At 49.0% G+C, this 24,063-nt stretch carries 25 protein-coding genes and 1 riboswitch; of the genes, 19 read left to right on the forward strand and 6 right to left on the reverse strand.

Annotated features, from left to right (window positions below; all coding sequences use genetic code 11):
- Positions 1–81: riboswitch (S-adenosyl-L-homocysteine riboswitch) on the reverse strand.
- Positions 82–220: 139 nt separating this feature from the next.
- A complete protein-coding gene (gene metK, locus H4O21_RS11590) occupies positions 221–1,411 on the reverse strand; it encodes a methionine adenosyltransferase (protein ID WP_182809036.1) in 1,191 nt (396 codons plus the stop codon).
- Between the two features lie 602 nt (positions 1,412–2,013).
- Here metK and tkt point away from each other — a divergent pair.
- The 7 genes from tkt to H4O21_RS11625 all read left to right on the forward strand — a co-directional run bounded on the left by tkt (position 2,014) and on the right by H4O21_RS11625 (position 11,034).
- Positions 2,014–4,020, forward strand: a complete 2,007-nt coding sequence (gene tkt, locus H4O21_RS11595; protein WP_182809037.1) for a transketolase — start codon at positions 2,014–2,016, stop codon at positions 4,018–4,020.
- Positions 4,021–4,238: 218 nt separating this feature from the next.
- A complete protein-coding gene (locus H4O21_RS11600) occupies positions 4,239–5,276 on the forward strand; it encodes a type I glyceraldehyde-3-phosphate dehydrogenase (RefSeq protein WP_182809038.1) in 1,038 nt (345 codons plus the stop codon).
- Positions 5,277–5,398: 122 nt separating this feature from the next.
- Positions 5,399–6,607 carry a phosphoglycerate kinase gene (locus H4O21_RS11605; RefSeq protein ID WP_182809039.1) on the forward strand — a complete coding sequence of 403 codons (1,209 nt, stop codon included), beginning with the start codon at positions 5,399–5,401 and terminating at the stop codon, positions 6,605–6,607.
- 196 nt (positions 6,608–6,803) lie between these two features.
- Positions 6,804–7,868, forward strand: a complete 1,065-nt coding sequence (gene fba, locus H4O21_RS11610) for a class II fructose-bisphosphate aldolase (RefSeq protein WP_182809040.1) — start codon at positions 6,804–6,806, stop codon at positions 7,866–7,868.
- Between the two features lie 268 nt (positions 7,869–8,136).
- Complete coding sequence (chrA, locus tag H4O21_RS11615; RefSeq protein WP_182809041.1) at positions 8,137–9,339, forward strand: chromate efflux transporter; 1,203 nt, start codon at positions 8,137–8,139, stop codon at positions 9,337–9,339.
- Positions 9,340–9,657: 318 nt separating this feature from the next.
- The gene (locus H4O21_RS11620) at positions 9,658–10,005 is read left to right on the forward strand and encodes a DUF805 domain-containing protein (protein ID WP_182809042.1); all 348 of its coding nucleotides are present in this window, start codon (positions 9,658–9,660) and stop codon (positions 10,003–10,005) included.
- Positions 10,006–10,068: 63 nt separating this feature from the next.
- Complete coding sequence (locus H4O21_RS11625; RefSeq protein WP_182809043.1) at positions 10,069–11,034, forward strand: DKNYY domain-containing protein; 966 nt, start codon at positions 10,069–10,071, stop codon at positions 11,032–11,034.
- Between the two features lie 375 nt (positions 11,035–11,409).
- On the opposite strand, the gene H4O21_RS11630 is transcribed toward H4O21_RS11625, so the two are convergent.
- A complete protein-coding gene (locus tag H4O21_RS11630; protein WP_182809044.1) occupies positions 11,410–11,670 on the reverse strand; it encodes a hypothetical protein in 261 nt (86 codons plus the stop codon).
- Positions 11,671–11,927: 257 nt separating this feature from the next.
- On the opposite strand from H4O21_RS11630, the gene H4O21_RS26305 reads away from it, so the two are divergent.
- The 6 genes from H4O21_RS26305 (at position 11,928) to H4O21_RS11655 (ending at position 14,777) form a co-directional block, all read left to right on the forward strand.
- Entirely contained in the window at positions 11,928–13,073 is a 1,146-nt protein-coding gene (locus H4O21_RS26305) for a GGDEF domain-containing protein (protein ID WP_182809045.1), read from the forward strand.
- Between the two features lie 28 nt (positions 13,074–13,101).
- Positions 13,102–13,245: a hypothetical protein gene (locus H4O21_RS11640; protein ID WP_182809046.1), complete on the forward strand. Its 144-nt coding sequence runs from the start codon at positions 13,102–13,104 to the stop codon at positions 13,243–13,245.
- A gap of 49 nt (positions 13,246–13,294) precedes the next feature.
- The gene (locus H4O21_RS27990; RefSeq protein ID WP_502243742.1) at positions 13,295–13,459 is read left to right on the forward strand and encodes a YhaZ family DNA alkylation repair protein; all 165 of its coding nucleotides are present in this window, start codon (positions 13,295–13,297) and stop codon (positions 13,457–13,459) included.
- Positions 13,460–13,510: 51 nt separating this feature from the next.
- Positions 13,511–13,873: a translation initiation factor Sui1 gene (locus tag H4O21_RS11645; RefSeq protein WP_182809047.1), complete on the forward strand. Its 363-nt coding sequence runs from the start codon at positions 13,511–13,513 to the stop codon at positions 13,871–13,873.
- Positions 13,874–13,965: 92 nt separating this feature from the next.
- Entirely contained in the window at positions 13,966–14,307 is a 342-nt protein-coding gene (locus H4O21_RS11650) for a GIY-YIG nuclease family protein (RefSeq protein ID WP_182809048.1), read from the forward strand.
- A 29-nt stretch (positions 14,308–14,336) separates the two neighbouring features.
- On the forward strand, positions 14,337–14,777 hold the full coding sequence (locus H4O21_RS11655; protein ID WP_182809049.1) for a group II truncated hemoglobin: 441 nt from the start codon (positions 14,337–14,339) through the stop codon (positions 14,775–14,777).
- A gap of 78 nt (positions 14,778–14,855) precedes the next feature.
- On the opposite strand, the gene H4O21_RS11660 is transcribed toward H4O21_RS11655, so the two are convergent.
- Together H4O21_RS11660 and H4O21_RS11665 are read right to left on the reverse strand one after the other, a co-directional pair.
- The gene (locus H4O21_RS11660) at positions 14,856–15,575 is read right to left on the reverse strand and encodes a 2OG-Fe(II) oxygenase (protein WP_182809050.1); all 720 of its coding nucleotides are present in this window, start codon (positions 15,573–15,575) and stop codon (positions 14,856–14,858) included.
- 59 nt (positions 15,576–15,634) lie between these two features.
- Positions 15,635–16,489, reverse strand: a complete 855-nt coding sequence (locus H4O21_RS11665) for an NAD-dependent protein deacetylase (RefSeq protein WP_368737546.1) — start codon at positions 16,487–16,489, stop codon at positions 15,635–15,637.
- 498 nt (positions 16,490–16,987) lie between these two features.
- Between H4O21_RS11665 and H4O21_RS11670 the strand changes: the two genes are divergently transcribed.
- Complete coding sequence (locus H4O21_RS11670; RefSeq protein ID WP_255487281.1) at positions 16,988–17,788, forward strand: GGDEF domain-containing protein; 801 nt, start codon at positions 16,988–16,990, stop codon at positions 17,786–17,788.
- 103 nt (positions 17,789–17,891) lie between these two features.
- Here the strand turns inward: H4O21_RS11670 and H4O21_RS11675 are convergent, their stop codons facing one another.
- Entirely contained in the window at positions 17,892–19,115 is a 1,224-nt protein-coding gene (locus H4O21_RS11675; RefSeq protein ID WP_182809099.1) for an aspartate aminotransferase family protein, read from the reverse strand.
- 459 nt (positions 19,116–19,574) lie between these two features.
- Between H4O21_RS11675 and H4O21_RS11680 the strand changes: the two genes are divergently transcribed.
- The 4 genes from H4O21_RS11680 (at position 19,575) to H4O21_RS11695 (ending at position 23,244) form a co-directional block, all read left to right on the forward strand.
- Positions 19,575–20,642 (forward strand): GlxA family transcriptional regulator, encoded by a 1,068-nt coding sequence (locus tag H4O21_RS11680; RefSeq protein WP_255487277.1) that lies wholly within the window; start codon positions 19,575–19,577, stop codon positions 20,640–20,642.
- A gap of 343 nt (positions 20,643–20,985) precedes the next feature.
- Positions 20,986–21,756, forward strand: a complete 771-nt coding sequence (locus H4O21_RS11685; protein WP_182809053.1) for an ABC transporter ATP-binding protein — start codon at positions 20,986–20,988, stop codon at positions 21,754–21,756.
- A gap of 109 nt (positions 21,757–21,865) precedes the next feature.
- Positions 21,866–22,555, forward strand: coding sequence for an ABC transporter permease (locus H4O21_RS11690; RefSeq protein WP_182809054.1), 690 nt, complete (start codon positions 21,866–21,868; stop codon positions 22,553–22,555).
- The gene (locus H4O21_RS11695; RefSeq protein ID WP_182809055.1) at positions 22,555–23,244 is read left to right on the forward strand and encodes an ABC transporter permease; all 690 of its coding nucleotides are present in this window, start codon (positions 22,555–22,557) and stop codon (positions 23,242–23,244) included. Before H4O21_RS11690 ends, H4O21_RS11695 begins: the two co-directional genes overlap by 1 nt.
- A gap of 118 nt (positions 23,245–23,362) precedes the next feature.
- On the opposite strand, the gene H4O21_RS11700 is transcribed toward H4O21_RS11695, so the two are convergent.
- Positions 23,363–23,686, reverse strand: coding sequence for a hypothetical protein (locus H4O21_RS11700; RefSeq protein WP_182809056.1), 324 nt, complete (start codon positions 23,684–23,686; stop codon positions 23,363–23,365).
- Positions 23,687–23,787: 101 nt separating this feature from the next.
- Between H4O21_RS11700 and H4O21_RS11705 the strand changes: the two genes are divergently transcribed.
- Positions 23,788–23,961, forward strand: coding sequence for a PIN domain-containing protein (locus H4O21_RS11705; RefSeq protein WP_182809057.1), 174 nt, complete (start codon positions 23,788–23,790; stop codon positions 23,959–23,961).
- Positions 23,962–24,063: the final 102 nt, after the last annotated feature.

Here is a 24,063-nt window from a genome sequence, read left to right on the forward strand (position 1 = left end):
GGTGAATGGGCGCCCTTGCAAATTAATTGGCACCTGGCTGAGCGTAGCGGAATAAACTCCGTTGCAGCGCCCCTCAGCCTGGTGTGTTGTCAGTCTGGCTGACAACCAGATGCGACAAAGCAGGAGTCAGGCTCCTGCTTTGTGATGTACGTTAACCGTACATTATAGATGCTCTGTGACAAAACAGATCATCCGGGGCTGTATCTAATTGAAAATCAGATTACAGGCCAGCGTCAGCACGCAGTGCGTCGGCTTTATCGGTTTTTTCCCATGGGAATGCCGTGAAGGTGTCATCGCCCACGGTCATCTCAAAAGGATTACGGCCAAAGTGACCGTATGCTGCAGTCAGACGGTACATAGGGTGCAGCAGATCCAGCATACGAGTGATCGCAAACGGACGCAGGTCAAAGTTGTCACGTACCAGCTCGATGATCTTCTCATCAGAGATCTTGCCCGTGCCAAAGGTGTTGATCGACACAGAGGTCGGCTCAGCGACACCAATAGCGTAAGACACCTGGATCTCACAACGATCAGCCAGACCTGCCGCAACGATATTCTTCGCCACGTAACGACCTGCGTAGGCTGCAGAACGGTCTACTTTGGATGGATCTTTACCAGAGAAAGCACCACCACCGTGACGGGCCATACCACCGTAGGTATCTACGATGATTTTACGACCGGTCAGACCACAGTCACCCACAGGACCGCCGATTACGAAGTTACCGGTTGGGTTGATATGGAACTGGGTGTCTTTTGTCAGCAGCTCAGCCGGAATCTCATGCTTGATGATCAGCTCCATTACCGCTTCACGCAGATCTTCCTGAGTCACTTCAGGGTTGTGCTGAGTAGACAAAACGATAGCATCAATAGCTGATACCTGGCCGTTTTCGTAACGGCAGGTTACCTGAGATTTTGCATCAGGACGTAACCATGGCAGCAGGCCAGATTTACGGGCTTCAGCCTGGCGCTCAACCAGACGGTGAGCAAAGGTTACAGGTGCAGGCATCAGAACGTCGGTTTCGTTAGACGCGTAACCGAACATCAGCCCCTGGTCACCGGCGCCCTGATCTTCTGGCTTCTGGCGATCTACACCCTGGGCGATATCAACGGATTGTTTACCAATCAGATTGATGATGCCGCAAGTGCTACCGTCAAAACCTACTTCAGAAGATGTGTAGCCGATGTCATTAATCACATTACGGACCAGATCTTCCAGATCGATCCAGGCAGAAGTGGAAATTTCACCAGAAACAATGGCAACACCAGTTTTTACCATCGTTTCACAGGCAACACGGGCGTACTTATCTTCCGCCAGAATTGCATCCAGTACGGCATCAGAAATCTGGTCAGCGATTTTATCCGGATGGCCTTCAGATACAGATTCAGACGTAAATAAAGAGTATTCGCTCATGATTCTCTTATTACCCTCAAAGGAGTTGAAAATAAGGAATTAGCCAGATGCTTTAACGTTGAAAATCAACAAGTACCTGACCTCCTGTAACAGCCACGAAAATAACACAACAGGGCTGTTGGTTAGTTGTTAATTGAGACGAACAATTAATAATGAATCTCATTAACAAATTCAGAGTATTAACCAGACTGTCCGCTTTTACCATTAAAATCTGATCAGATAGATAAAGATTAGACTTCAGTGAAGAAAGGAATATTCCTGACCGGCCAGACAAGCCAAAGGTTAGTCATTGATTGTAGCGATTCATCTCATCGAATGCACAATGAAATTTACTAAAATTCAGCTGAAAATGGCTCATTTTCTCTATCATGGAAAAAATAACCCTGAGATTGAGGCGAAATAAATGATAAATAGAAGCCAGGGTTTGAAGATAACCGCCGTATAAGCGACAATACGCGCCTATTTCCGGTGATTTGCCTTATTTTACTGTTTTCATAACCGCCTCTGGCTATGAAAAACAGGGTTTCGGGGCAAATCATGATAATCATTTTGCAGTGAGTTTCACATAACGTGGGCCTCACAGACCCAGGAGCCAGGTAAGCATGCCTTCCCGTTCTGATTTAGCTAATGCCATCCGTGCGCTGAGCATGGACGCTGTCCAGAAAGCCAAGTCCGGTCACCCGGGCGCCCCAATGGGGATGGCCGATATTGCTGAAGTGTTATGGAACGATTTCCTCAAGCACAACCCACAGAACCCGAACTGGTACAACCGCGACCGCTTTGTCCTGTCCAATGGACACGGTTCTATGCTGCTGTACTCTCTGCTGCATCTGAGCGGCTACGATCTGTCTATCGACGATCTGAAAAACTTCCGTCAGCTGCACGCTAAAACTGCAGGTCACCCTGAGCACGGTTATGCGCCTGGTATCGAAACGACCACCGGTCCTCTGGGTCAGGGTATCGCTAATGCTGTCGGTATGGCGGTAGCGGAAAAAGCACTGGCAGGCCAGTTCAACCGTGACGGCCATGAAGTGGTTGATCACTTCACGTACTGCTTCCTGGGTGACGGCTGCATGATGGAAGGTATCTCTCACGAGGTATGTTCTCTGGCCGGTACGCTGGGTCTGGGTAAACTGATTGCTTTCTACGATGACAACGGCATCTCTATCGATGGTGAAGTAGAAGGCTGGTTTACCGATAACACTGAACAGCGTTTTGATGCTTATGGCTGGCACGTGATCAAAGTAGACGGTCACAATCCAGAAGAGATCAAAGCTGCGGTAGAAGCGTCTAAAGCAGAGGCAGACAAACCAAGCCTGATCATCTGTAAGACCATCATTGGTTTTGGTTCACCAAACAAAGAAGGTAAAGAGGATTGCCACGGTGCTCCTCTGGGTGATGACGAAATCGCACTGACTCGCGAGCGTCTGAACTGGCCTCACGCAGCATTTGAAATTCCTGCAGACATCGCGGAAGGCTGGAATGCACAAGAGAAAGGTGCAGCAGCAGAAAGCGCATGGGCTGAACAATTTGCAGCTTACCAGGCGGCACACCCTGAGCTGGCGGCAGAGCTGGAGCGTCGTATGAACGGCGATCTGCCTGCAGACTTCGCTGAGAAAGCCGATGCGTACATCAAAGCCTGTCAGGAAAAGGGCGAGACCGTTGCAACCCGTAAAGCTTCTCTGAACAGCCTGAACGCTTTTGGTCCTGAGCTGCCTGAACTGCTGGGCGGTTCTGCGGATCTGGCGCCATCTAACCTGACCTTCTGGAACGGTGCAAAAGCGATCACTGCTGATGATGCGTCCGGTAACTACATGCACTACGGTGTACGTGAGTTCGGTATGGCTGCGATCATGAACGGTGTGGCTCTGCACGGCGGTTTTGTACCTTACGGTGCAACCTTCCTGATCTTTATGGAATACGCCCGTAACGCGGTACGTATGGCGGCGCTGATGAAGCAGCGTGCTATTTATGTATTCACCCACGATTCTATCGGTCTGGGTGAAGACGGTCCGACTCACCAGCCGGTTGAGCAGGTGCCTAGCCTGCGTGGTACGCCAAACATGAGCGTATGGCGTCCATGTGATGCGGTAGAAACGGCCGTATCCTGGAAAGCAGCACTGGAACGTAACGACGGCCCGACTTCTCTGATCCTGTCTCGTCAGAATCTGGCGCATCAGCCGCGTAGCGAAGAGCAGCTGGCGAACATCGCTCGCGGTGCTTACGTACTGAAAGACTGCGAAGGTACTGCCGATGCAATCCTGATCGCCACTGGTTCAGAAGTGACTCTGGCGCTGGATGCCGCTGAGAAGCTGAGTGCCAATGGTAAGAAGATCCGTGTGGTATCTATGCCTTCTACTGATCGTTTTGATGCACAGGACGCGGCTTACCGTGAGTCTGTACTACCAGCTGACGTAATCACTCGCGTAGCGATTGAAGCCGCTCATAAAGACTTCTGGTACAAGTATGTGGGTCTGGAAGGTGCCATCATCGGTATGGAAACCTTCGGTGAATCTGCACCGGCAGGTCAACTGTTTGAAGAGTTCGGCTTCACTGTGGACAACATCGTTGGCACAGTATCTGAACTGCTGGAAGAACTGGACGACTGATTAATCGTTCAGCTTCTTCAGAAACATTTAAAAAGGGCAGGCCATTGGGTCTGCCCTTTTTTATGGGTTCTGATTAATAACGGGCAGATCCTCCCCTCAGGTTTGCGCCAGAGCGCGGGATAGGTGAAAATACAGCCCCTTTTTTACTTATTTGATGCTTTTAATAGAAAATTCCTGCAAAAGCATCAATAACTGAGCACTGGCGCGGTGGGTGATTTGTGTCCGAATTCAGATTAGCGATTAACGGTTATGGTCGTATTGGACAATGTGTCCTGAGAGCCTGTACAGAACGAGCCGATTGCTCTGATATCAGGGTCGTTGCTCTGAATGAGCTATCTGATCTGGATACCATTACCTATCTCACCCGCTACGACTCTACACATGGCCGTTTCCCGAAAGAGGTCAGTCGTACTGAGCATGAACTGGTCATTGGCGGCCATCCGATCCGGGTACTGAATCAGCCTGATCCATCTAAGCTGCCCTGGGGTGAGCTGGGAGTTGACCTGGTGATGGAGTGTTCAGGTTCGTTCAAAGACAGAACCACAGCTCAGCTTCATCTGGATTCCGGCGCCCAGAAACTGCTGTTCTCTCAGCCCGCAGAATCCGATGTGGACGCCACGATTGTATACGGCCTGAATCATGATGAACTGGCAGCGGATCAGACCATTGTTTCCAGCGCATCCTGTACGACGAACTGCGTCATTCCGGTGCTCAAGCTGATTGATGACCACCTGGGTATTGCTCACGGCGTCACCACAACAATTCATTCCGCGATGAATGATCAGCCGGTAATTGATGCTTACCATCATACTGATCTGCGCCTGACTCGTGCCTCTATGAGTTCTATTGTGCCGGTAGATACCGGGCTGCCAAAAGGTATTGATCGCTTGCTGCCTCATCTGTCCGGCAAATTTGAATCTCTGCACCTGCGAGTGCCGACCATGAATGTATCAGCGATGGACATGACTCTGTGTGTCATGCAGGACACCAGTACCGAACAGATCAATCAGATTCTGTCTGATGCTGCAAAGGGCCCGTTATTTGGGCTATTGGGGTATACCGAAGAACCTCATGCCTCGGTAGACTTCAACCATGATCCACGCTCAGGCATTGTCGATGGAACTCAGACCCGAGTATCCGGTCAGCGCATGGTGAAACTGCTGTGCTGGTTTGATAACGAGTGGGGTTACGCCAACCGTATGCTGGACGTCGCTCTGGCCTGGCTGAAAACAACAAAACAAACCACTGATCACTGAAATATTCCGATCTGATCCGCCTGCAGGCGGATTCATTCAGTATCAGCAATAACCGTGCTCTGGCATTAGACCCGAAAAAGATAACCGACTTCTGTAACGACTTAAACGACAGGTATATTTCAATGTCCGTATTAAAAATAACCGACCTGGAACTGACTGGCAAACGCGTACTGATCCGTGAAGATCTGAACGTGCCGGTTAAAGATGGCAAGGTAACCTCTGATGCCCGTATCCGTGCATCTCTGCCTACGATTGAACTGGCGCTGAATGCCGGTGCTAAAGTGCTGGTGATGTCTCACCTGGGCCGTCCGACTGAAGGTGAATACGCCGAGGAGTTCTCGCTGGCACCGGTTGCTAACCACCTGTCTGAGCTGCTAGGTCGTGACGTGCGTCTGGAAAAAGATTACCTGAACGGCGTTGAAGTCGCGGAAGGTGAGCTGGTTATTCTGGAAAACGTTCGCTTTAACAAGGGCGAGAAAAAAGACGAAGACGATCTGTCCCGTGCTTATGGCCAGCTGTGTGACATCTTCGTGATGGATGCGTTTGGTACCGCACACCGTGCCCAGTCATCTACTCATGGTGTAGCCCGTTTTGCACCTCTGGCCTGTGCTGGCCCTCTGCTGGCGACAGAGCTGGACGCGCTGGAACAGGCGCTGGCTAACCCGGCTAAACCGATGGCAGCGATTGTTGGTGGTTCTAAAGTATCCACTAAACTGGAAGTGCTGTATGCCCTGTCTGATAAATGCGACAACCTGATCGTAGGCGGTGGTATCGCAAACACTTTCATCGCGGCAGCAGGCTATAACGTCGGTAAATCACTGTATGAAGCCGATCTGATTCCTATTGCGAAAAGCCTGATGCAAAAAGCCACCATTCCGGTACCGGTTGACGTTGTGGTAGCCAAAGAGTTCAGCGAAAGCGCAGAAGCTGTTGTGAAGAAAGTTGACGAAGTGGCTGATGACGAGATGATTCTGGACATCGGTCCACAAACAGCAGCTCAACTGGCGGATCAGCTGAAAGAATCTAAAACTATCCTGTGGAATGGTCCGGTGGGCGTATTTGAAATCGATCAGTTTGGCGAAGGCACTAAGGCCCTGTCACTGGCTATTGCAGAAAGCGAAGGTTTCTCTATCGCCGGTGGTGGTGACACTCTGGCAGCCATTGGCAAGTACGATATCGAAGATAAGGTCTCCTATATCTCTACCGGTGGCGGTGCTTTCCTGGAATATGTAGAAGGCAAGAAACTGCCTGCAGTAGCAGCACTGGAACAGGCTGCTAAACTTGTAGCAGACAATGTGGATACCTGCTGCGGAAGTGGCTGCTGCGACTGATTGCAGTCCGGTATCACAGATACAGACAAATAATTAAGCACAGCCGGTGAAAAACAGTTGAGAACCGGCGTGGCTGACGCTAGTCTTGCCACTTTGATGTGCTTGATACATGAGCTCAGCCGGGTATATCCCGGCTGATGCGAGCTTAATACCTCTGAAATCGACACCAGAACGATTAAACTAAGGATAATTGACCATGGCTTTAATCAGTATGCGTCAGATGCTGGACCATGCCGCTGAGTTTGGTTACGGCGTACCGGCTTTCAACGTAAACAACCTTGAGCAGATGCGTGCGATCATGATCGCAGCGGATCAGACTGACTCCCCTGTGATCGTACAGGCATCTGCTGGCGCACGTAAGTACGCTGGCGCTCCTTTCCTGCGCCACCTGATTCTGGCTGCGATTGAGGAGTTCCCGCACATTCCTGTGTGTATGCACCAGGACCACGGCACCAGCCCTGCGGTATGTCAGCGTTCTATCCAGCTGGGCTTCAGCTCAGTAATGATGGATGGTTCTCTGATGGACGATGGTAAAACACCCGCGTCTTACGAATACAATGTCGACGTTACCCGTCGTACAGTAGACATGGCGCACGCGTGCGGCGTTTCTGTAGAGGGTGAGCTGGGTTGTCTGGGTTCTCTGGAAACCGGTCAGGCCGGTGAAGAAGACGGCGTAGGCGCAGAAGGCACTCTGGATATGGACCAGATGCTGACAGACCCTGAAGAAGCGGCAGACTTTGTTAAGAAGACTGGTGTTGACGCTCTGGCAATCGCTATCGGTACATCTCACGGTGCTTACAAGTTCACCAAGAAGCCAACGGGCGATGTACTGCGTATCGACCGCATCAAAGAGATCCACGCTCGCATCCCGGATACTCACCTGGTGATGCACGGCTCTTCTTCTGTACCTCAGGAGTGGCTGGCAGTGATCAATGAATTTGGCGGTGAGATCCCGGAAACTTACGGTGTACCGGTTGAAGAGATCGTTGAAGGCATCAAGCATGGTGTACGTAAAGTTAACATTGATACGGACCTGCGTCTGGCTTCTACTGGTGCGATCCGTCGCTTCCTGGCGGGCAACACCGCTGAATTTGATCCACGTAAATATCTGAAAGCGTCTATGGAAGCGATGACTCAGATCTGTGTGGACCGTTATGAAGCCTTTGGTACTGCCGGTAACGCCAGCAAGATCAAAGCCGTTTCTCTGGATGACATGTTTGCCCGTTACGAAGCAGGCGAGCTGGACCCGAAAGTAAAATAATCTGTTTTACTTCTGGTTAATCCGGACGTTACCAAAAAAGCCCGTGTAGCAATACACGGGCTTTTTTATATCCAGTGATCTGTAATGCTACCGTCCCTGGACGTTACAAAGTCCCGAAATTGTCATAAATTCTTCATAAAATTGACGGATGTCTAAATAGCGAAACAAACGCTCCCACACAGCAATGTCGTATGGTCTGGCGCTCTGAACAGACAACACCGGCATACTCTTGTTTCGTTTTCAACAACAAACATCTGACGGATGCTTTATGAAACAGGTTCTGGATATTTTCTGGCGCTTTTTACTGCTGGGCTGTGTCAGCTTTGGCGGCCCTGCAGCCCATATCGGATATTTCCGTGCACAATTTGTTGAAAAACTGCGCTGGCTGGATGATACAGACTATGCCCGCCTCGTTGCTCTGAGCCAGTTTTTGCCAGGCCCTGGCTCCAGCCAGGTTGGATTTGCCATCGGCGTTAATCGGGCCGGGTTAAAAGGCGGTCTGTCAGCTTTTGCTGGTTTTACTATTCCCTCTTTCCTGCTGTTAACCGTACTGGCTACCCTCACACTAGAACACAGCTCTGACAGCCTGTCCGGTATTATTCATGGCCTGAAGCTGCTGGCCGTCGTAGTAGTGGCCGATGCCTGTCTCGGTATGTATCGCAACTTCTGTCAGCACCGTATTACCATTGCTATCGCGGTACTGACGGCATCGGTACTGATGATCATACCTGGCATAGCGACTCAGATTGCTATTCTGATACTGGCTGCGGGTCTGGGTATCTGGCAGCAAAGCACTTTACTACCTGCTCAGCCAGAGGCACAGGACACTGATAAACAGGATGACGCTCAACCATCCCCGATGACAGATAAAACACCTGGCAGCTTATGGCGCTCTAAGCCACTGTGGATCTTTGCCTTTCTGCTGCTGGTGCTGCCGGTAATTGCATCCGGTAATGCGATACTGGATCTGTTCAGCCGTTTCTATCAGGCAGGTAGTCTGGTATTTGGCGGCGGTCATGTAGTACTGCCGCTGCTACAAGAGCTGGTAGGTGACAACATGAGTCAGGATCGCTTCCTGACAGGATATGCCGCTGCTCAGGCTGTACCCGGCCCTATGTTTACACTCGCGTCTTTTCTGGGAGCTGATCTTTGGGCAGATGCCCCATTTTCCGGCGCGCTGATCGCCACACTGGGCGTGTTCACACCGGGTCTGTTACTGATGTATGCCCTGCAACCCCACTGGGAGCAACTGGCATTGCGTCCGGGTATGGCTGCGGCTGTTACCTCGATTAATGCAGCAGTCGTGGGCCTGTTATTATCCGCCCTGTATGCTCCGGTATTCAGTTCCGCAGTATTTTCTGGCCTGGATATGGCGCTGGTAATAGCGGGTTTCTGGGCGCTTAAACAACTAAAACTCCCTCTTTTGGCCATTGTCGTACTTTATGTATTAGCAGGCACATTATTATACTGATGATAGAAACTAAATTACTTTATCCCATGCCCAGAGAGCGGCAATATAATATTTCACACTAATACTGATTACTATCAGTCCTGACAAGCATCAGGGCTGATAGCAAAATCAAGCGACATATAATGACATTATCTTATCTGCACCATTAAATGTATATTTCCTATTACTATAAAATGATTAATTATAATATAAAACCCTTTACAACCAAACAATAGAAACAGTACACCAGGTCCTGTCAATATAACTCCTGCAAGATATGGAAATCAGATTATTCAATATCAGAATAATTATGATGCAAATAAAAATGGAGCATTTAATATGAACTGGTATCTTACTGCCTTTAAAAAATATGCTGTCTTCTCAGGACGTTCACGCCGTAAGGAATTCTGGATTTTCAGTGCTATGAACACATTGATCTATGCACTTCTCGCTTTTTTAGAGTTCCAGCTTAACTCTCCGGGTTATTTTATGCTGGCATTTACGCTTATTATTTTTATACCCAGCATAGCCGTCACAATAAGACGCCTGCATGATACCAGCCGATCCGGGTGGTGGTTCTTAATATACGCCATACCTGTTGTTGGCCCTCTCATCATCCTGTTCTTTATGGCTAAAAACAGTACTGAAGAAGAGAATGATTTCGGACAAAACCCTAAACTGAATTAATAAAATATAAAGCGCTATATATCAAAGGTATATATGGCGCTAGCGGAAAAGGATATTCCTGGTATGAAACGACTTACACTGCTGTTGGCTTACTGCCTCCTAGCCAGTTTGTACACATCTCAGTCCTATGCTGAAGTCAGCCGCCCTTATAAATTAATTGACGGTAAACTCGCGTATCAGAAATACGGTAATCAGGAACCGGTATTTCTGGAAAATGCTCGCGAACAGGATTTTGACATTGTTTATAAAGGCGACAAATTCAGTGTTGCTTTTTCTGCTGACCACTTTTATTGCAATGGATCTCGTCTGGAGCAGCGCTTTAACCCGTCTGAAGCTGTTGCATTAGGCCCTTTTCTGGTATCGGGTGACTTAAGTTATGCCTACTGTCAGAAAACTGAACACCCCATTAATGCGGATACCCTGGAAGCGCTCAACAACCCTTTCTTTCGGGATAAAGATCATGTTTTTACCTCAACAGGTCAGGTGCTGAAAGGTGCTGATCCACAAAAAATACGCACCCAGAGAGCCCAGGCGTTTGATGATCATCAGTACTACTTTGTCGCTCATACCACGATTATCCGACCTTATTCATCGCAAGTTGTCTTCTACGATAACTGCTATGGCTGGGCTAGTATTGATGGCGAACTTCACTTTGAAGGCCAGCAAAAACCATCAACCGATGACGATAGCTTCAGATGTCTGGACCCCGATACCGCAATCGATAAAGACACGATCTATTTTTTCGGTGAGGCGAAGTATCAGTTCAGTGAGCCGGTAAAAACTTCGGACGTCAGACAGATCCAGAACAGCTTTTTTACCGATGGCAAAAATATCTGGTACACCAGACTGGCACCGATGCAATTAACCGGATTAGATGTTGAACGTGTTGCCATATCGGGTAATGAAATATCCGACGGTAAAGCCACATGGCAATGTGCCAACATTCAGACCAACGACCAGCCTATTTGTCAGCAAACATCAGAAACCAGTAAGTCATTACGGTCTTTGCTGAAAAAATTAAGAAAATAGATCCATCAATACCAGAACAAAAACTTTCCTGTAGAAGTTATCGTATTCTCCAGCCTGGCGCTGGAGAATATCGAAACCTTCAACCTTCAACCTTCAACCTTCAACCTTCAACCTTCAGAGAGATTATTTACACCGGGACATTAACTACACCTCCCAGTTAACCCCAGCCTCACTGTATAACCACGGATATCAAACCGATTATTTCAATACCCAGGGACTCCACATCTGCCCTGGTCACCCGGAGCATCTGACGATAACATTCGCCAGAACAGTCTGGCACACTTTGAAGGCTGTCCCGTTGTTGTCACGGAGAAAATGGACTCCAACGGAGATACCCTATACGGAAGACAGATCATCTCTGTATCTGCATGCTTTTTATGGTAGTTCATCCCATAGCTCCTGTAGCCAGGCCTGTAATTCATCTCGTGAGTCAAAGTCTTCTTCGGTTAACTGTTCATATTCTTCAGGTGAAATCAGTTCGTATTCAATAGTTTCTTTTAGCTGGGCTTTCACCAGCTCAGCATCATATGGAACAGGTCGTCCAGAAGATAGAATATCTTTTATTAATTTCAGGTTATAGCACTCTATATAACAGTATTTTTCCAACACTGTTCTTAGTGGCTCCTTAATACTCATTTAAATATCTTTTATTTAGCTGGAACGGGGTAATTACAGAAATACAAAGAACTTTATCAATATGATTTACCTGATTGGCAGTCCAATAGAGGTGCAGGTTCAATCAGGTAAATCCACATGAAACGTCAAAGAGCCTGTTTTCACGCATCCTTTTATCGATATTTTTCGGACTCAGCTCATAAAGACAGAGAGACCACAGAGCAGATCTGATAAAATTATCCTTCGATTGCTTATTTTCACGCATGCAGGGATTTGTTGTGGCTTACCGCTCTATTCCAATTCGTCTCAGGCTGTTATCCCGGAAAATACTGCGACTGATCACAGGGCGTTCAGATGATATTTTTATGCAGGTTCATCACGGATTCTGCCTGCTGACAGCACTTTTCGTCACATCTGCCGGTCTTTTTAATGTTCTTCTGGATATTACTTCCTTACTTGCCGGAGTCGCTATGGCTTCGTTCGGCTGTGGACTGGTGGCGATATGGTACTTTTCTCGTTTTAGGGGTCATTACCGGGAGATGGCCACGCTATTTTCACTAACCCTGCTGTTTGTTGTAATCCCCATGAACTGGTTCAGTAATGCAGGCTCTCTCGGCCCGACAGCACTTTATTGCCTGACTGCAGCTCTTTATACCCTGAGTGTACTCAGAGAAGTCGCTATGCTGCGCAAGCCCGTGGTTTTTCTGGCATTTGCAGAACCTCTGATTCTATACCTGCTGGAACAGCGTTTTCCCCACTGGGTCAGTGGCTACACCAGTCCTGAGGTTCGCTTCTGGGATATGCAGTTTTCCTATATAGCAGCAATGGTTATTCTGTTTATTACCGCCTGGGGACATCTTCATCGCTATAAAGCCGAAGCAGAGCGTTCCAGACAGTATGCACAATATCTGAAACACATGGCAGACAGAGACGGCCTGACCAGCCTGTATAACCACAGAGCCATTCTGGAGCGAGCTGGCCGTATCAGAAAAGAGAAACCAGTCTGCAGCCTGATACTGTGTGATGTAGACTTTTTTAAGAGACTGAATGATACCTACGGCCATCTGATTGGTGATACGGTGCTGATTGAAGTCGCCACGCATTTGCAGAATACCGCTTTTGAAGCCGGTGCTCTGGCTGGTCGTTACGGTGGTGAAGAGTTTTTACTGGTATGTTCCGCCCCTCACGAAACAGCGATGACACTGGCAGAACAGGCTCGCAGTAATATTGCAACACGGGTCACTTGTCCGGAACAGGTGACAATCAGTATCGGTGTCGCACAATGCCAGGATAATGAAAGCCTGGCAGATACGCTGCATCGTGCTGATCAGGCACTTTATCGGGCAAAAGAACAGGGGCGGAACCGGGTTGAACCCGCCAGCGCAACAGATGCCGCTTCGAACCTGGTATCATCCGTTCCGTGACAGATCTGCACTGACATGACCTTAGCCTATGACTGACTTTATCCACAACCATATCAATACCATCGTGATCGTACTGACCCTGCTGGTACTGCCATTCTATATTCAGAAAATGCGCCAGTGGTATCAGGCCAGCAAGAAAAAAAATCGCCGCCGCCGTAAACGGTTGCGTTAAGGCCAACCCCAGCCTGCCCGCTAAAGTATTCAAACTGAAGAACCTGGTACTGGAGCAGGCTTCGATAATTACCAAACAGCACCAGATAAAACCGATCAGTACGCGGCGTTATGACAGTGGCTGTCATAAGCTGGAGATCCTGATTAATGGTCAGTCGGCGGCTGAAACCGGATTCTGGCGAGATACTGAATGTGAATCGCATAATGAAATTTGAGCCCGTCATAACAGCGAGATACACTTACGTTTTTATTCTGCGGATGGTTCCATGTCCTTCGATAAACTAAGAAGTCTGGTGTACTCAACAGAGACCGGACGTATCTGCCCTGACTGTGAAAACCCGGTTGATCAGTGTACCTGTAAACAAGAAGATGACAGTATCCCTGAAGGTGATGGTATTGTCCGTATCAGTCGGGAAACCAAAGGCCGTAAAGGCAAAGGCGTTACGCTGATTAAGGGTGTACCCGTGCCTGCAGGGGAATTGAAAAAGCTGGCAAAAGAGCTGAAAACCCGTTGTGGTACAGGCGGGGCAGTAAAAGATCATGTCATCGAAATTCAGGGCGATCAGCGTGATCTTCTGGTTCAGCTGCTGACGGATAAGGGATTTAAAGTGAAAAAAGCCGGTGGCTGATTCTGTGCCCCCACCCTGCTTTTATCCTCAGATAAGACTCTGCGCTTTGCCTGGATACTGCTTCTTTCCTGCCACGGCTTGCAGGTGTTTCCGTGGCTGACTGGTATCTCTATGTACTGGAAACTGATGGGGCCCGCCTGTACACCGGTATTACAACGGACGTTGAACGCCGCTTATCTGAACACGCCTCCGGAAAAGGGGCCCGTTTTATGCGGGGGCGTAAGCTTTGCCGGTTGCGTCACCAGCAGAAAATTGGGGATCGCAGTCTGGCTTCAAAAGTGGAATATGCCTTTAAGCAACTTAAGCGGGCGGAAAAGTTACGCAGGCTTGATCAGGGACAACTCCGCTTTGATCCACAAAGCGGTAAGCTGCTTGCAGCCTCGACCAGTCAGGCTGACCAGCATTCTGAATGCCGACCTTGTCATGATGCCTGATCCAGACTGAATTTCTACAGAGAGATTGTATGACCGAACAACACACAGCCTGTCCCCACGCCTCAGCTCAGGCTCCCCGCCCTTATGGAACAGATGACGCCTCATTCCAGGCCGCAGGTGGCCAGGAGGGTATCAAAAAGCTGGTTACTGCGTTTTATCTGGCAATGGATACCCTGCCAGAAGCCCAGCGTATCCGTGAGATGCATGATGCTGATCTGACCGAATCGGCGGATAAACTCTATCGTTTTTTGTGTGGCTGGCTGGGAGGCCCGACACTGTTCCGTGAAAAATATGGACCGATTACCATTCCGCGGGCCCATGCTCACCTGGACATAGGTATCGAGGAACGGGATGCCTGGTTGCTATGCATGCAGGAAGCTCTGAAGGAGCAGGATTACAGCGATGATTTCAAAGAGTACCTGATGGTTCAGCTATTCAGACCGGCAGAGTTCTGTCGAACCCGTGATTAACGGGTTCTCCCTCACGTTCCACACAAAACCTTAAGACGGATATTCCACTTTATGATCCGGGCTGCCTGCCACGGATCTTCAGACAGGAGCCCCATCTCTGATACGGAACCAGACCGCAATACTGTAACGGGTGGCCTGAGCGGTAATTACTTCATGGGGAAACTCTTCACTCAGAAAAGCGGCTACCGTACCGGCTTCCGGCTCCACCTGTGCAACAGGCGTGTCAGACAGCTGCAGCGCATCGGATATATTCTGCCCCTGTTCTCCCACTTCCGGGTACAGCAGGAACTGACCGCCATCGTCGCTGTTCCAGTCCGGGTTCAGATAGAACACCAGCGTCATAATACGGTTACGCTGTCCGCGGAAGCTGTCCAGATGCTTTTTATAAAACTGGCCAGGTTCGTAGATAGCGTACATGGCCTCAAAGTGATTCATCCCCAGGTACAAACGGCGATTTACAACGGTCATCAGCTGTTCCAGTATCGCCATAAAGCGGGCCTGAACAGGCGCTTCTCCCTCCAGCCAGCAGATACGATCGGTTCGGATATCGTCCCGTAATACAAACGCCTGATCCCGGCCAATACCGGCTTTGCGAAACTGCTGCTCATTATCCAGACGCAGTATATCGGCTCTGAGCTGCTGAACCAGAGTGTCCGATAACAGCTTCTCCACCACCACCCAGCCATTCTGGTACAAAGACTGACAGATCAGATCAATCTGTTGCTCACTTAAACCATCATAATCAGTTTCGCTGTCAGCGGACTGCACACAGGACAGAGGAGTATCGGCGGGGGTCATGGTATTACCTTTGAGCCATCAGAAAAAAACATAAAGCACAGGCTTATACCCTATCCCTGTCAGCGGAGCAATGACATCAGTTCTGACAAAGTGTCACTGCAACTGGCATCCAGCTTCAGAGTCGCCAATTCATCTGCCCGTGTTACTCCCTGATTCAGCAAAACAATGGGCTTACCCAGTTCATAAGCTTTACGACAAAAACGATAACCGGAAAATACCATCAGGGATGATCCTATGACAAACAATCCATCGGCATTATCCAGTGCCTGAAAAGCAGCATCCACCCGGTCACGAGGGACGGTATCACCAAAAAACACCACATCCGGTTTAAGAAGACCACCGCACTGCTGACAACCTGTCAGCCGGAAATGATGGAAATCATCCCGTTCCAGATCCGCATCACCATCCGGCGCAACACTGGCTGTCAGCCTCGCAAACTCCGGATTCAGCGTCGCAAGCTGATCACAGACCCAGTCCCGGCTGTAACTCTGACCGCAATCCATACAGACCACCTGATCAGAACGCCCATGCAGATCAATAACCCTGTCACTGCCCGCTTTATTATGCAGACCATCCACATTCTGAGTCACCAGCTGCTGGCAGACATTCTTGCGTTCCAGGTCCGCAATGGCATGATGGGCCTCATTAGGTCTGGCATTACGCATCACCGGCCAGCCGATCAGAGAACGGGCCCAGAAACGCTGACGGGTATACTCATCTTTCATAAAGTCCTGATGCTGAACCGGAGGGTTTCGTTTCCACTGCCCCTTCTGATCTCTGTAATCAGGAATACCAGAATCGGTACTGATTCCGGCCCCGGTCAGTAACATCAGTCCGGCATGTTGCTGAATAAAATCATGCAGTGCATTAGCAGCCTGAGCTGCACTGGCTTGTTCGATACACGTCTGGGTCACAGTAAACTCCTGAATCACGGATACGGTCTCAGAACCAGAGCAAACTTTTCAGAGATACAGAGGTCTCATCAATCTGACTTATCCGCTTCTGATCCGATTAATTGTTATTCACTTCTGACAACACACATGCGGGTGTCTGTCAGTTATTATGACAAGCTTTATGATCAACCTGCTGACTAACGTACAGTCTCTTATACGGGATAACACCCTTATTCGGTAGTCTCTGTGCATTAAACGCTAAGCGGAGGAGGACACTTTGGACTCGCCTGTATCTATGAGCTGCGGTACCAAAATTTCTGGCACCAGCCTGATTGCAGATTCCCCGGATACGAAATACCCTGAAACCAGGGCATTCAGAAAATAGCCATCCGGCCGATAGACGACAGACCTTAATATCAGGGATAGAATAGAGAAGTCTTTGTGCTGTCCCTCAGTGGTCAGCCATGATGCATCCAGAGCAGGCCTTGCTGCAGGATGCTACCGAGAGCTGTGAATAATATGAATAATCATCACAACACCCAGATGCAGGAGAAAGCATTATTTATCGCCCGAAAAGGACTCTGGCGCTTTATACTGCTCAGTACTCTGCAAACATTACTGGGAACCCTGGCCATCTGCTATCTGGCATACTGGCTGATCAATCCAGCGCTGTTTAATAACACACTGGCCCTGATGCTTCCGGCACTTGTCCCGCCTCTGGTATCTCCTGTCGTGTCCTATTTCAGCTACCGGGTCTTTTCATCCCTGGCAGATGATCACCTGCAACTGCACCAGGAAGTGTTACGTCGTCAGCTGCTTGAACGTGAACTGCGCATGCAGGCCAATACCGATATGCTGACTGGATTATCTAATCGCCGGGCCTTTTTTGAAGAAGCAGAACGGCGTCTGGCCCGAGGTCATCAGACCCTGGTACTGATTGATCTGGATTTCTTTAAAGCCATCAATGATCAGCATGGTCATGATATCGGTGACCATGTCCTGGTGCGCATGGCACAATTGCTATCAGACAACTTTGAACCAGAAGCTCTGTTAGCCCGCCTGGGTGGAGAAGAGTTTGCCTTTCTGTCATCTCTTGAATCAGAACTGCTGATCGACCAGCTACAACAGATCAATCGGACTTTGCAGAAAAATCCGATGAAAATCAAAAAGCTGAGAGTTGATCTTAGTCTCAGTGCCGGTGTGGTGATTGTGGAACAAAATGGAGATCTGCAGGAAGGTCTGATACAGGCAGATACCTGCTTATATCATGCTAAGCGCAATGGCCGCTGCCAGATTCAGACCGCTGGCACCTCATCCTGAAAACCAGCATCGCTGCCTGAATTAATCTGCCCTGAATAAAAATGGCCGCTTTATCAAGCGGCCATTTTATTGTTCAGCTCGAAAGCATTCGCATCAGACAGGCTTAGCCTTCAGCGTTCTCCAGAACCTGAGCAATCGCAGCACCCAGTTTTGCCATACCGGTACGAATATCTTCATCCGGAATAATCAGTGATGGAGCAAAACGGATCACATTGGGGCCTGCTACCAGCATCATCAGTCCCTGTTCACGGGCCGCGGCCAGGAACTCACCGGCTTTACCATGCCACTGTTCAATCAGTTCAGTACCAATCAACAGGCCACTGCCACGTACTTCTTTAAAGATACCAAAACGCTCATTCAGCTTATTCAGTTCTTCAACAAAGATCGCATTCTTAGCATTCACACCTTCCAGTACTTCTGGCTGGTTGATGATATCCAGTACTTTCTCTGCTACGGCACAGGCCAGAGGGTTGCCGCCGTAGGTGCTGCCGTGGGTACCAAAGCCCAGGCTTGGTGCCACTTTGTCGCTGCACAGCATAGCGCCAATCGGGAAACCTCCACCCAGAGATTTCGCCGTAGTCAGTACATCCGGAATCACACCAGATGCCATATAGGCATACAGATAGCCGGTACGGCCTACACCGGTCTGCACTTCATCAAATACCAGCAGCGCATTATGCTGATCGCACAGCTCACGTACACCTTTCAGGAAGGCTTCTGTGCCCGGCAGAACACCGCCTTCACCCTGAGTCGGCTCCAGCACAACAGCACAGGTTTTATCGCTGATCAGCGCTTTCAGAGAATCCAGGTTATTGAATTCAGCGTGGGTAATCGCTTCCGGTGCCGGTTCAAAACCTTCACGGTATTTAGGCTGACCACCGACAGATACCGTAAACAGAGTACGGCCATGGAAACCCTGTTTGAAAGAGATGATTTCGTTCTTCTCTGGTCCGAAATTATCGTAAGAATACTTACGAGCCAGTTTAAAGGCGGCTTCGTTAGCTTCTGCACCTGAGTTACAGAAGAAAACTTTATCGGCAAAAGTAGCATCTGTCAGCTTCTTCGCCAGACGCAGAGCAGGCTCGTTCGTGAAAACATTACTCAGGTGCCACAGCTGGTCTGCCTGTTCTTTCAGTACCGATACCAGCTCAGGATGACAATGGCCCAGCGCATTTACCGCAATACCACCGGCAAAGTCGATATACTCATTATTGTCCTGATCCCATACTCGGGAACCTTCACCACGCACAGGTACCATCTGTTGCGGGTTATAGTTAGGCACCATTACCTCATCAAACAGAGCGCGGGTTACTTTTTCTGTGGTCATACCGGTATCTACCTCTCTTGCCGGACCGTAAAACAGGGCCGGATCTTTTATTGTCATCTACTGACCAGCCTCATGCTGGTAAATCTGTACGCACGCAATTCACTGTGAAACACTACGCGCCTTTTGTCATATACTTTTGTATATATGCCTTTTCCGGTCTTATATTCCGCACTGACTTAATCTGCGAAAAACAGCCTGGTGGCAGGCTATGCTTTGAATATAAAGGGCCGTTTATTTCAGCGGACGTGCAGATTGTCGTTTCAGAATCGCTTCGGATCAATCGTTATATACAGTATCGACAAAACTGCCGCCAGAGAACATAGCCAGATTTTCTGTAGCGCGACATAAACTTGCTCTAAGCTGACATTTGCCTTGTCGTCAGCAGTTATCGTTCCCGTAAACAGGTATTCTCACATTCGCATCATTCTGTCTGATGGATTTATTCAGGAGATTGTACTTTTGTTCAGTTCCAGCCCAGTTTCAGGTCAGCAATCCGGCGCCGACAGAAAAACGCAGCCCTCTACATTACGCTATGGCTTTCTGCTGCTGCCCAATTTTTCTCTGATTGCTTTCTCTTCTGCCATCGAACCGCTGCGTATGGCCAACTGGGTAACCGGTGAAGAACATTATGAGACGGTGCTGATCAGTCATGATGGAGACGCGGTTGCCAGCAGCTTTGGTGTGCAAACTCTGGTGGATTACAGTCTGGATGATATTCCTGCACTGGATGCAATTTTTGTCTGTGGGGCCAGCCCGATCGCCCGCACTGGTAACGAAGCGATTATTGCCTGGTTGCGCAAGCAGCGTACCACGGGCATCGCTCTGGGTGGCATAGGCACAGGCTCATATCTGCTGGCCTGCGCGGGTCTGCTTAATGATCACAAAGCCACCATTCACTGGTGGGATCTGGATAGCCTGAGAGAAGACTTCCCTCATACTCAGGTCACCAACAATCTGTATGAAATTGATGGCAAACGCTATACCTGCAGTGGTGGTACAGCAGCGATGGATATGATGCTGTTCCTGATCAGCCAACGCTACGGCATGGATCTGGCCGCATCCATATCAGAACAGTTTGTCTGTGAACGTATGCGCACCAGTGATGATCAACAGCGCATTCCTCTGAAAGCCCGTATTGGCGTCAGTCAGCCAAAACTGATTGAAGCGGTTCAGCTGATCGAAGCAAATATTGAAGAACCGCTAAGTGCTGATGATCTGGCCCATCATGTCGGAGTCTCCCGCCGCCATCTGGAGCGTCTGTTCAAAAAACATCTGCAGACGGTACCATCAAAATACTATCTGGAACTGCGACTGGAAAAAGCCCGGCAGATGTTACGTCGCAGTGATAAACCCGTGCTCCAGGTGGGTCTGGCCTGTGGCTTCTCCAGTGCTTCCTATTTCAGTACCGCCTACCGTAATCACTATGGCCTGACCCCCAGGGAAGAACGCAAGCGCATGCAGGAAGGGGAATATCAGGAACAGCCGATGATGGCCCGATCCCGGTTACAAACGACACAAGGTAAATGAAAAGACTTTAAAATCTGTATGTTAGAACCAGCATTCAGTGTTCCCTGCATGATTGTCACTCAAAACCGGGTCGCTGGTAGTGAAATCAATGGCCGATTTTCAAAATAACCTGCATGAGTAATTTGTTAATTTCATGCTGCGAGCTGCTATCTCTGGTATTTACCCATTCAGGATAACGGCCAGGCCGGCTAACCCGACCAGCATAGCACTCATAATACCTGATGACGGTCTGAAGTGTACCAACGGCAAATACGGCACTTCGATCCTGTCCACATCATAATAAAGATCAGCTATCTTCCGGCAGTCCGCAACCGGTGATACTGGCAACACAGAGAATAATAATATGCCTGAAAACAGTGCAATCAGTCTGAAAAACATCCATAAATCCTTTGGCGATCTGGAGGTTCTGAAGGGTATTGATCTTCAGGCTCACGAACATGACGTCATTTCAATTATCGGCTCCAGCGGTTCCGGCAAAAGTACCTTTCTTCGTTGTATCAATCTGCTGGAAACCCCCACTGAAGGCGAAATCTGGATTACTGGCGAGAAACTGGCCCTGAGCCGGGGCAAAAGTGGTGATCTGGAATCAGCCGACCATAAGCAGCTGGCACATCTGCGCTCACGAGTTGGTTTTGTATTTCAGAACTTCAATCTCTGGCCCCATAAGACTCTGATTGAAAACGTCATCGAAGGCCCGACCCAGGTACTGGGCCAGAGTAAAGATCAGGCCGTCGCCTATGCCGAAGAACTACTGGCTAAAGTTGGCCTGTCAGAACGTAAAGACTTTTATCCCTCCCAGCTCTCCGGCGGCCAGCAACAGCGTGTTGCTATTGCCCGTACACTGGCAATGGACCCTCAGGTACTGCTGTTTGATGAACCCACTTCAGCACTGGACCCGGAACTGGTAGGCGAAGTACTGGGCGTAATGCGTGATCTGGCCTGCGAAGGCCGTACCATGCTGATCGTTACCCACGAAATGGCGTTTGCCCGTGAAGTTTCCAATAAGATTATGTTCCTGCATCAGGGACAGGTAGAAGAATTCGGCTCTCCGGAGCAGGTGTTTGAAAACCCGACATCAGAACGCTGTCGCGAATTCCTGTCCACCATCTACTGATCACCGCCATATTCATTCGGATTGCAGATAACCGGGCCTGATACCCGGTGGCTTCCTGTGGTCTGAATCCGGCATAACTAAGAACCGGTATACATAAGAGGAATCTGTGATGTTTGATCTCAGAGGATTTGGTGACCAGCTGTTGCAAGGTGCAGCCATCACAATTGAACTGGCGATGGCCAGCCTGGTCGTTGGCCTGATACTGGGTACACTGGCCGCCACCGCACGCTTGTCTGATAACAAGGTGGCCCAGAAAATTGCTACTTTGTACTCCAATGTGATTCGGGGTATCCCGGAACTGCTAACCGTGCTGATTATCTACTTCGGCACAGCCAACCTGCTGATGGCCATTGCCCGTCAGTTTGGTTACGACGAATATATCGAAATCGGTCCGTTTACTGCGGGTGTCATTGCCCTCGGCCTGACCTTTGGAGCCTATGCCAGTGAAGTACTGCGCGGCGCCATTATTGCTATTCCGAAAGGACAACGGGAAGCCGGTCTCAGTATCGGTATGTCTCCGGTTAAAATTTTCTTCCGTATTATCCTGCCACAAGTCTGGAAACTGGCCTTGCCCGGACTGGGAAATCTCTTCCTCGTCCTGCTGAAAGATACCGCTCTGGTCTCTGTTGTCGGCCTGCACGATATCATGATGAAAACCCGTGAAGCGGTCAGCTACTCAAAAGAACCCTTCCTGTTCTATAGCGCAGCGGCCTTTCTGTATCTGAGCCTGACCATCGTCTCTATGATCTTTATCCACTACATGGAAAAACGTACTAATCGCTGGGGAGGGCGTGCCTGATGGATTTTGAAGTAATCGTTCAGTATTTTCCGCGCCTGTTACAAGGGGCTATTACCACTATAGAGCTGGTTGTCGTCTCCGGTATTATCGGCTCACTGCTGGCTTTACCGATTGGCCTGGCCCGGCACTCACACCGCCTGTGGTTAAAAGCGATTCCCTACGCCTATATCTTTTTCTTTCGCGGTACACCTCTGCTGGTACAGATCTTTCTGGTTTACTACGGTATCGCCCAGTTTGAATCCATCCGTGAAAGCAGTCTCTGGCCTTACCTGAGAGAACCTTACTGGTGTGCCATTATCGCCTTCTCACTGAATACAGCCGCTTATACTGCAGAGATTCTGCGTGGTGCTCTGGGTGCCGTACCTCGTGGCGAAGTAGAAGCAGCGAAAAGTATCGGTATGCGTAAAGTACAGCTATATAAACGCATCATGCTGCCCAGAGCACTGGGTATGATCATGCCCGCTTACGGTAATGAAGTGATTCTGATGCTGAAGGGCAGTGCGCTGGCCTCAACCATTACTCTGCTGGACCTGACCGGCATGGCCCGTACTATTATTGCCAGAACTTACACTCCGATTGAGATCTTCCTGGCTGCCGGTGTGATTTACCTGCTGATGAGTATGGTGATTATTCAGTTATTCCGCATCCTGGAACAACGTTCAAATCGACATATGGAAGTGGCGCGTTAAGCACCAGCGACGAACCAGATATGAAAGCCCATATAGAGGAAGCTATATGGGCTTTTTTAGGCTCATAACAAACTGTTTGCTGAAAAAAACAGCTATGGCAGCACTACGTACACCAACGCTAAGCATAAGACCCAGACCACTTCTCGAAACCCAGCTCGATCAAATTTTTTTCAGATACAGGTTTCTTTATCTCAGCAAAAACAGCATGGACAAGATCTCTATCCTTTAGCCTTCGGCTATATTTCCAGCCACTATTATTACCTGAATGAATAATAATTCGGGAGTAGTCTTCATCCCCAAGCAGATGAGGGCAGTATTCATCCATATGCACCCAAACACTTCGGTTCAGAAAATATTCATCCCAGCCGTTATCTGCTTCCCAAAATGCATCTTCCAGCACAACGTCTGTTGAAGACGTCTTTGAAAAAACCGCTTTGCTCATTCATTTACCCCAGATGTATCACTTACATATCTTTCGAATTGATGTCACCAGCGATGCCTGGACATACTTTCGTTCAGCAAAAGGCTCTCATTGTTGATTGCGTGAAAAAAGGCACAGTTATCATCATTACAATGGGGACAGAAAACTCTTTTCAGGACTGGGAGCATCATTATTTCTCTCTGGCAGAGCTGATGCATGGTGTTGAGAAAAGTGCAGCCTCAGAGAAAAACCTTCGTAATCTTAAAGATTTTATCTCTCGCCTTGAGCGAACCTGAAGCTGCTAATTATTAACTGATTCTTGTAGACTGAGTAAAAAAATAGCTGCGCTAAAATTATAGAGCAGCTATTTTCACTCACGATATCAACAGATCTAATGA

The organism is Oceanospirillum sediminis, from assembly GCF_014164585.1.
GTDB classification, from domain to species: Bacteria; Pseudomonadota; Gammaproteobacteria; order Pseudomonadales; family Halomonadaceae; genus Oceanospirillum; species Oceanospirillum sediminis.